10 protein-coding genes are annotated in these 8,470 nt (G+C 51.0%); 3 read left to right on the plus strand and 7 right to left on the minus strand.

The genetic code is table 11. The features are described 5' to 3' along the window. Window positions 1–98: 98 nt before the first annotated feature. From ABJM03_RS11445 to ABJM03_RS11455, 3 genes are all read right to left on the minus strand, one after another. The gene (locus ABJM03_RS11445; RefSeq protein WP_348417608.1) at window positions 99–713 is read right to left on the minus strand and encodes a reverse transcriptase domain-containing protein; all 615 of its coding nucleotides are present in this window, start codon (window positions 711–713) and stop codon (window positions 99–101) included. A 236-nt stretch (window positions 714–949) separates the two neighbouring features. Then, the gene (locus tag ABJM03_RS11450) at window positions 950–1,294 is read right to left on the minus strand and encodes a hypothetical protein (protein WP_348417610.1); all 345 of its coding nucleotides are present in this window, start codon (window positions 1,292–1,294) and stop codon (window positions 950–952) included. Window position 1,295: 1 nt separating this feature from the next. Further along, window positions 1,296–2,162 (minus strand): phosphoribosyltransferase, encoded by an 867-nt coding sequence (locus ABJM03_RS11455; protein ID WP_348417612.1) that lies wholly within the window; start codon window positions 2,160–2,162, stop codon window positions 1,296–1,298. 345 nt (window positions 2,163–2,507) lie between these two features. Here ABJM03_RS11455 and ABJM03_RS11460 point away from each other — a divergent pair, with 345 nt between their 5' ends. Beyond that, window positions 2,508–3,050, plus strand: coding sequence for a recombinase family protein (locus ABJM03_RS11460; RefSeq protein WP_348417614.1), 543 nt, complete (start codon window positions 2,508–2,510; stop codon window positions 3,048–3,050). A 324-nt stretch (window positions 3,051–3,374) separates the two neighbouring features. On the opposite strand, the gene ABJM03_RS11465 is transcribed toward ABJM03_RS11460, so the two are convergent. Next, window positions 3,375–4,391, minus strand: a complete 1,017-nt coding sequence (locus tag ABJM03_RS11465; protein WP_348417616.1) for an NAD-dependent epimerase/dehydratase family protein — start codon at window positions 4,389–4,391, stop codon at window positions 3,375–3,377. 113 nt (window positions 4,392–4,504) lie between these two features. On the opposite strand from ABJM03_RS11465, the gene ABJM03_RS11470 reads away from it, so the two are divergent. Beyond that, a complete protein-coding gene (locus ABJM03_RS11470) occupies window positions 4,505–5,068 on the plus strand; it encodes a TetR/AcrR family transcriptional regulator (protein WP_348417618.1) in 564 nt (187 codons plus the stop codon). A gap of 457 nt (window positions 5,069–5,525) precedes the next feature. Here ABJM03_RS11470 and ABJM03_RS11475 read toward each other — a convergent pair whose 3' ends face one another. Both ABJM03_RS11475 and ABJM03_RS11480 read right to left on the minus strand, forming a co-directional pair. Continuing rightward, window positions 5,526–6,224 carry an anti-sigma factor gene (locus ABJM03_RS11475; RefSeq protein ID WP_348417620.1) on the minus strand — a complete coding sequence of 233 codons (699 nt, stop codon included), beginning with the start codon at window positions 6,222–6,224 and terminating at the stop codon, window positions 5,526–5,528. After that, window positions 6,221–6,769, minus strand: coding sequence for a sigma-70 family RNA polymerase sigma factor (locus ABJM03_RS11480; RefSeq protein ID WP_348417622.1), 549 nt, complete (start codon window positions 6,767–6,769; stop codon window positions 6,221–6,223). The genes ABJM03_RS11475 and ABJM03_RS11480 overlap by 4 nt, the downstream gene beginning before the upstream one ends. A 195-nt stretch (window positions 6,770–6,964) precedes the next feature. Here ABJM03_RS11480 and ABJM03_RS11485 point away from each other — a divergent pair, with 195 nt between their 5' ends. Continuing rightward, entirely contained in the window at window positions 6,965–7,825 is an 861-nt protein-coding gene (locus ABJM03_RS11485; RefSeq protein ID WP_348417624.1) for a DUF4394 domain-containing protein, read from the plus strand. 433 nt (window positions 7,826–8,258) lie between these two features. On the opposite strand, the gene ABJM03_RS11490 is transcribed toward ABJM03_RS11485, so the two are convergent. Continuing rightward, the coding region (locus tag ABJM03_RS11490; RefSeq protein WP_348417625.1) for a transposase at window positions 8,259–8,470 on the minus strand (212 nt) is incomplete at its 5' end.

The raw sequence follows: 8,470 nt of genomic DNA on the forward strand, positions 1-8,470 counted from the left end.
AACCGCCCGCATTCCGCACTTGGCGGCAAACCACCCGCTGTGATCTATTGGCAGCGAATGGCAGAACCCAAACCCGATCAGCAGGTGCAAAGAGTAGCTTAATCTACGCCAGATACTGTCCAACAATTAGGGAGTAGCTCACTTAGGGCTGGACTGGTCGCAGCGCCTTGAGGCAAGCTTCGGTTCAGGCAACAGACACGGGTTAGAAAATAGGCCACCGAAACAGGGTACCCCACGCCTAGAAAGATTTTCATTACTTGATTTTGTGAGATCGCAGGGAAAAAACCCTTCAAATCGATCTTCAAAACTACCTGCTTTTTTAGATGCTCTCGCGCGTTGTCTACAATTGATCGACCAGTGACAAACCCAAAACAACAATCGTTGACTTCTAATTTTGTCAATATTTCTGACAGCACCCACCTTTGCGCCTCTAAGAGCACAGGCGAAGGTGTAGCTATATCTCTTTTGCCACCGAGCCGCTTCGGAATTGAAAACGTCCGATAGAACGAAGGCGTGGACTGGACGATGCGTACAAGTGTACTTTCTTCAACACCCAACATCTCCGACAGATGCCGTAGTTCGAAGATGGGTGGAAGGCCAAACTTTTCGAGTTTTTCGAGATACCGAAGGTATCCTTTTACTAGCTCGCGTCTGCCTTTGACGCGTTCATCAAAAAATGTTTGCCAGTCTTGAATTGTGTATGTGTCTGTCATGTTTTTATGTGAAGAGGAGCCTCAATACCTAAATATGATTGTCTGGAAATTATCAAAAAGAGACAGACAGTCATAGCTAGTTCTTTATGAACTAGCTGATGTTCTGCAAGAACGTCAGCTTCTGCTGAAAGCAGAAGCTATCGTTAACACAGGCCTTAGTCACCGATGCGAATACGCCTCGAAGTGCTATTGTTTGGCTCCTCTTCGGTTGAAGCGTATCATAGTAGTTCACGCGATCAACGTAATTTTTGGAAAAAATATTTATCAACTGACCCTAGTTTGGGCATGTAAGGCTGACCAACTTTTAAGCGAGCCACATCAGCACCCTGAGGCACGCTCCAGTGCCGTTTAGTGCTCATAAATATCCTCTTTCGATTGCGCAAAACCCATCTGACACCTTTTTCCGTAAGCGTGGCTTTTGTTCCGTCAACCTTACACAAGGCTTCACTTGCAAGAAATGTTACCACGGAAAAAACTTGCGCTGGAGAGAGAAGTAGTTCCTCGTGCAGCTCGTACAAATCGAACCAATCGCCGGACTCGAAAAGAGCTAAAATCACTTCGCGTTCATAACTCGTGCTCATTTCAAACCCTCGGGAGCAAAGTTGTACGGTCTGAATTGGGTTTGGCTTTGCGCCACCAGAAGATCGGAAAGTTATTATTTGGTGGGTTTTCTCCCTCTAAATAACAAAGAGCTTCCGACTGCTTCCAGCCAAACTTGTAGTCCTTAAGTTTCTTGCTTCCGTAGCGATCACCCAATTTGCTCTCAATTGCTTCCATAAGTTCGACAGCATCCACTGCATCTTGACCCGAGTAGAAATCGCGAATTCCCTTTTTAAGCCAATGCACTGAATAAAAGTCCTCCACCAAAGGACAGATGACCCCCTTACTTTGCTCCATTGAGGAAGCGACCGCGACACGTAACGATACCGACTTTCCTGCTTCTTGCAACTTCTCACGGAGCCAGAGCACTTTTTTCGAGATAGTTTCACCGCTGCCGCAGAAATCGTCGACAATTATGATGTTACTACCATCTTTGGCCCGTTGAACGACTTCACTCAAGCTGCTTATGAAGTTATGAGTTTTCCAATCTGCATACTCTGCGAGAGGGCCTTTGAATTGCTGAACAGCCGCCGAACTGCTGTCGGCGCAAGCATTGTCCTGCAACGCAATCAACATGGTGTTTGTTGGTATGCACCCCCAATCCTGGGAAATTTTGATTGCAATATTTCGACGGTCTTCCAAATATTCCTGAGCAGAGCGAAAATGAAACCGAGATATCAAGTCTACTATAAGTTTTTTCTGTTTCTCGTCGTCACACACAGCAACTACGTCGTAAAGTTCTTGTGATCTACGAACGAGCCAACGTTGCTCAGAGGTCAACTGCATTAGTAACGCAAACAAATCGCGTGACATTGCTTCTTTTGCGCGAGGTAATTCTTCAGCTGTCATAGCGCGACATTATCTAAATAAATTCCGGAAGCCACGCCTAATTTTACAGCGAAAAGTGTGGCACTTGATCCAGCTCCTTAAAATGCCGCGTAGCGTACGAAGGTCTGGTTCGGTGACGCTGCGCTGCTGCGTGGCCCAATCGGTTGAACGGCAACTTAGGGCCGAAATTGCTGAATTTGTCGTGTCCGTATTGACGCCATTGTACTAGTTAACTGCCACCTATCAAAGTCCACAAAGGTCTACCCTACGGAGACGTCATGAATTTCTGCAAAAAGTGTTCATTTATACTTGATTACGTTTTTATAGACAGTACTCTGAAAAGGTCTAGTACCATAGGAGAATTTCATGTCAATTATTGGCTACCGTCGTGTCAGCACCGTAGAGCAAAATTTCGACCGACAAGACTTGGGTCACGTAGATAAGATCTTCGAGGAAAAGCTATCCGGCAAAAACGCCAAAGACCGCCCAGCGCTTAACTCCCTGCTGGAGTGGGTGCGAGAGGGCGACACTGTGGTGGTACATAGCATCGATCGATTGGCCAGAGACCTACGCGACTTGCAATCGATCATTCAGAGACTGAACGACCAAGGGGCATCGATTACTTTCAAAACTGAAGGGCTGACGTTCTCCGCGAAGTCGGATGATGCCTTTGCAACTCTGCAATTGCAGATGATGGGAGCCTTCGCTGAATTTGAGAGAAACATTATCCGAAAGCGTCAGGCGGAGGGGATCGCTAAAGCGAAGGCAAAGGGTCTTTACAAGGGGCGTCCGAAAGTTGTCGATGACGCCAAAGTCAAAGAGCTGCGCCAATCAGGGATGGGTGCGACTGCGATCGCCAAAGAGCTTGGGATCGGACGAGCCACAGTCTACAAATCTTTGAGCTCTTGAGAGGGCAAGCTCCGGTTTTGTTTAACCCCCCGCGAAACTGTCTTGCCAAATGACGTTTACCTTGAGCCTCTAACCCGAAGGCAGATCTCGGCCCATTGCCGCCGTTGCCCGAAGGGTCACACGCTGCGTTGCAGCTTTCGTAAAGCTGCCGTTCGACACCCGACGCAGTAAATTAACAGCTCAAGGTCCGGTGTGCGGACGAAGTGAGCTTTCGCTGCGAGTGCGCCAATGGCCGGTTTCGGCACTGAATTATAGATGCAGTTCTGTGAGAATTGAGGTGTGACGCCTTATCTGGGCCACACCCCGTTTCTCAACATGTGCGTATCACACCAATTTGCGCTCAATCAAACTTTGCGCCGTAGCGACGTAACTGTCCGCAATGGGGATAGGTGCGCGGCCCAATAGTGCGCGGCCGGTTGCTTCGTCCAAGGTCGGATTATAGCTCAACTCTTTGAGGCTTCCTCGCACGTCTGAATCAACCAAGGCGACAAGCCGGATGACCCAATCGGGTGCCTGAAACTTTGGCACCTTCTTGCTGTAAGCAGGGAATGCCTTTTTCAGACAGGTGGCAATTTGCATGATCGAATATGCCTCAAAGCTGGCGATCGTGCGCGCGCCAGCGGCCGCAGGGGCGGTGAGCGCCGCGACATGCATATCCGCCAAATCGCGCACGTCGACCGAATGCATGTAAAGATGCGGCGCAACCGGAATTTCACCGCGCAAGAACCGCAGAAACAACGCACCCGACGTTCCCGGATCAGAATCCAGCAATGGTCCAACGATAAAGGCTGGATTAATCACGGCCAGCTCAGTTTTTGTCGTCCCCGGCTTCAGGATATCCCAGGCCTTCTTTTCGGCGCGAATTTTGCTTTCCACATATGCATTCACGTCCCCGTCCGGATCGGCCCAATCGGATGCGTCCAAATGGCTTGGTCCTGACTTGCCCCGCCCCGGCACAATCGCCGCGATAGATGACGTCAACACGACCCGTGCAACACCCGCATCACGGGCCGCAATCAGTGCACGCTGTGTGCCCTCAACCGCTGGGGTGATCAGCTCCGCCTTATCCTTAGGCATGGACGTCACAAAAGGGGATGCCGCGTGAACCAGATAATCCACACCTTTGCAGGCCTCAGCCCAGCCTGCATCCTTGGTCAGGTCAAGTTCCACAAACTCAAGATGGCTGACATCGACACCCGCCTCTTTAATGGCTTTTTTGGTCTCCGCGCTGCGCGACGGCGTCCGCAGGCTGCCGCGAACCTTATAGCCAGCGCGCAGTAAAGCCACAGCCAGATGGCCACCCAGAAACCCTGTGACCCCTGTAAGTAGTACTGTCTTCATTGTCTTCTCCAATTTTACGAATATTACAATAATCGTTCAATTCGTAAATTCAAGCCAACGCGATTTGTTTTTTGACAATTGACGTCAGCGCACCGGAAACCGATGTTAGGCCCATGAAAGATCAACGACAAAGTCAGATACTCAACGCCGCGAAGACCCTGTTTTTTGAACGCGGGCTCCGTGCGACGACGATGGCAGCTATTTCGGAAACGGCTGGTATTGCTAAGCCGACCTTGTACAGCCGTTACAAAGATAAAAACGCTGTTTTTCAGGCCATGATTGCATCTATACTGGATGAATTATGGGAATTGATGGACGCTGAGTTCTCGAAATCGGGTTCTGTTGAAGCCCGCCTGGCAGCGGCCTTGGTGGCCAAATACTCCGTAGTGTTCGATATGCTTCAATCGCCACATGTCGCCCAAATGATGGAAGACAAGGTTCTGTACGCAGGCCACGCATTTGAAAAACTGAACACCGACGTCGCAAAACGGATCGAGGGCATGGTGTCAGAGGAAGGATACACGAACCCAAGCGAACTAACCCATCTCATCCTGTCTTGCGCGCTCGGCATTCACAGAAACGCACGTACCCGAGAAGACGTCGCGCGCGAAATCACAACCGTGGTCTACGCACTTTTAGCTTCCTATTGGTGTGACGTGTCTATCGATTGTTCCTGATCGATCACTTGCGAAAGCGGCCATTCGTCGATGGTGCAGCATCCGCCACTTCGGGCTCATTCCTGCCATTCTCCGCTTTGCGGCATTATAGGTGATCGACCGAGATCACACGACACTCACGGCCCAGAACGGACATTCGCGATATCAATTGGCGCTTCGGTGCATCATCCCAAAGCTGATATTGGCAAAGTGGCACAGCAATTTGACAGGCTCGATCTCTGCTGTGCGGGACTTTGCTGGCTTTTATCGCATCTTTCCATCTCGACATAGGTCGCGATCTCAAGCCCCGCCCTATCGTGAGAAGCAATTTCGTTGATACCGCCGTAACTGTCACTTTCTCTGCTGTTGCGCCAAGGTCTGCTGAAAGAAGCTATGGTTCGTCACGAACGGTTGATTCTGCCGGTAATAAATCAGACGATAGAGGAAGTTGTCTGGTTTTAGGTCTTGAGCCCGGAAGTTAAAGTTGGCCAAGCACGCCCAGTATATCGACTGTTCCGAATATTCGCCCCGACGGCAAACCTGTCGTGGACCCGCTGGGGGGCTCCTCGCTAACCCCGATTGTCAGAATGCCTTCAACGGCGGCGATTGTTTCTGGCATGGGCAATCGGATCGTATCACCTTCGGGCCATAGACCGACAGAGATTGTAGGTTCGCCTTCACCATGCGCCCAGACTTGCAGAATACGACCCTCGGGGGCAGCCCCCAAGGTGCGCGTCAGAAAAATTTCGTCAGTGGATTTATCGACCACCGCGACAACCCTGAAATCCCCTGCCTCGGCTTCGATCTCAGCTGTATAGAGCGGTCCCGTTGCTTGATCCGGGGTTCTAAAGCCTAACGCAATCACAGCAGCCATCACGAACACACAAAAAGCGGCGCCCGCCTGCCAGACCCATAACCGTTCAAAAAACGGCTGACCCATTTTCTGTGGGAAAACCTCGGCGAGTAGTGCTTTTTTGACAGAGGGGCTGGGTGTCTCATCAAATAGATCGTCGGTCAGAGTGGCGAGCCTAATCTCCCAATCGGTTACCGCCCGTACAAACTTGGAGTCAGTCGTTTCCATCTGCCGTGCTTGTGTCAGGCCGTCACCTGTAAGCAGCCCCAAAGCATATTCGGCAGCTAATAGGTCACGCTCTTGGGGTGTTAGCTCTGAGGTCATCGCGACATGCACTCCCGAAGGGCGGCAAGGCCACGACGCAGCCACGTCCGCATGGTGTTAAGAGGAACATCAAACTGGTCAGACAGGTCTTTATAGCTCGCTCCATCAAGGTAAGCGCCCGAAATCGCCGCGCGTTTGTCTGCTCCTAATTCATCCATGCACTCAATAATCCTTTTGGTTTCCGAAGCGGCGATTGCAGATTGTTCCGGTGACAGTCCGGGTGCCGCGATGCGTTCACCGTGGTTTGCAATATCGTCATGGGTTTTTCTCGATCGCAGACGGTCAATCGCTGTGTTCCGCGCAACCGTAATGAGCCATGACATTGGCGAATGGCCCATGACCTGATACCTGTCTGCATTCTTCCAGACTTTGACGTAAACTTCTTGCATTGCATCCTCTGCTGCGGCGCGTTCGGATAAGACACGCATGCAAACGGCCAAAAGTTTCCCGCTGGTTGCATCATAGAGACGAGAAAACGCAACTTGATTGCCCAAAGCGACCTGAGCAATCAACGTTTCTATCTCATCTCTTTGGTCATGGATCATCAAAGTGTCGACTTTATGAGCAGGTGTATGTCGTAACGAAACTTGATAACGACATATTCTACAAACAAGAGCTTGGACAACGTATTCTTGTTTTTAAAACTTTTTCCACGTTCCTGAAACTTCCACGAAGTGCTCCTCGTTGCTCCTGTGAATTGGCAGACACAACGTCCGTCGACGCATATTTAGGAGATACCAATGAGCACACAGATTTCAGCCTTTGCCCTGACTGCAGCTATGACAGGTGCGCTTGCCGCCCCTGCGATTGCGGACGGACACGCAGGAATGATGGGTTATGCGCTTGCGGAAGACGGCGCAACACTGGTCACCATGGCGAGCATTGGAGAGCCAGATGAAGTGCAGACCTTCGCGCTTGATATGCCGTTACGCGCAATTGCATATCGCCCTGTGACAAGTCAGCTGATCGGCTATGCAGACGGGATGGTATACGAAGTGAACGCCATGACAGGCGCTCTGACTGATCTGGGTGCCACATTCATGGACGACGCCAAGATCAATACGGGCGCAGTCGCCTTTGACTTTAACAACAAGATCGACGCCGTGCGTGCCGTCGGTTCTGATGGGGCAAACCTTGTTTATTTCCCTGAAGGTTTTGGCGACAACGATGAACGGGCCAATTCTGTGCGCCGCTTTACGGATGCGTTTTACGTAGATGGCGACAATTCCGCAGGCGCAGATCCACTGATTTTTGCGAACGCTTACACAAATGCAATTGCAGGGGCTACGGCGGCATCGACGGCACAATATGCGCTCGACGCCCGTGCAAATGCGCTTGTTACGTTGGCCAATAACGCCGGCGAGCTTGCGACAGTCGGATTGCTGACCGTCGATGGTCAACCTGTTGATGTCACCGATGCGGGCGGTTTCGACATCGTGTCACCCGCCGAAGGAACCGATATGGCATATGCAGTTCTTCAGATTGATGGTGAGGCCACTGCCCGGTTGTACGCGGTCGATTTGGCCACTGGTGCGTTAACCGATCTTGCTGACCTGGGCATGGGCGGCTTTACAGGTTTCGCAGTTTCAAAGGGTATGTGAGTTTGAGTGTGTAAGGTCAATTACTGGCCTTCCTGATAACTGCGAAAACAGCACCTCCGGCCTTTAGGTTGGGGGTGATTTCGTTTCGCAGTGGCAAGACCTGTCGTTTGCGTATCTGCCGGCCCTACATCTGAAACCATCGAATGTTCTAAAACGGCAACCCCCTAAGCAAACTCCGTTCAGTTTTGGAAGGTTGTTGACCTCGCCTTGAATGCCGGACGTTAATGCATACCGCAGCATCAGGCAAAAGGGCTCCTTGCTGCCGTTCATTGCGTTTGAAAGTGCCACGTGCTGCCAAACGTCTGCTTTCTCATACGGTGAACCTATACTTCGCACCTGCAGCGAATGTCCGGTTTCCGCCGATTCTGTGGAAAAACGACGTGTTGCTGGCGCAGAAAGTAGCGTCCAAAAGTAGGCGCAAGCACCTTTTCTATCAGGCCGTTCGCATTTGCTGCGGTGCAGGAAAGATCTTGGCTAATTTGCGGAGGTTTTGGGCTGTTGCTGCGAGTAAAAATTCGTCATTTGCGCCGAATGGGCCGCGTAATCGCAATCGTCCCAGCCCGAGGATGCGTTTGAGGTGGGCGAAGAGCATTTCCACTTTCTTCCGGAGCCGCATCGAGATGGCGTATTGCTTGGTCTTGGCAA

It is taken from the genome of Sulfitobacter sp. (assembly GCF_039977885.1).
GTDB lineage: Bacteria > Pseudomonadota > Alphaproteobacteria > Rhodobacterales > Rhodobacteraceae > Sulfitobacter.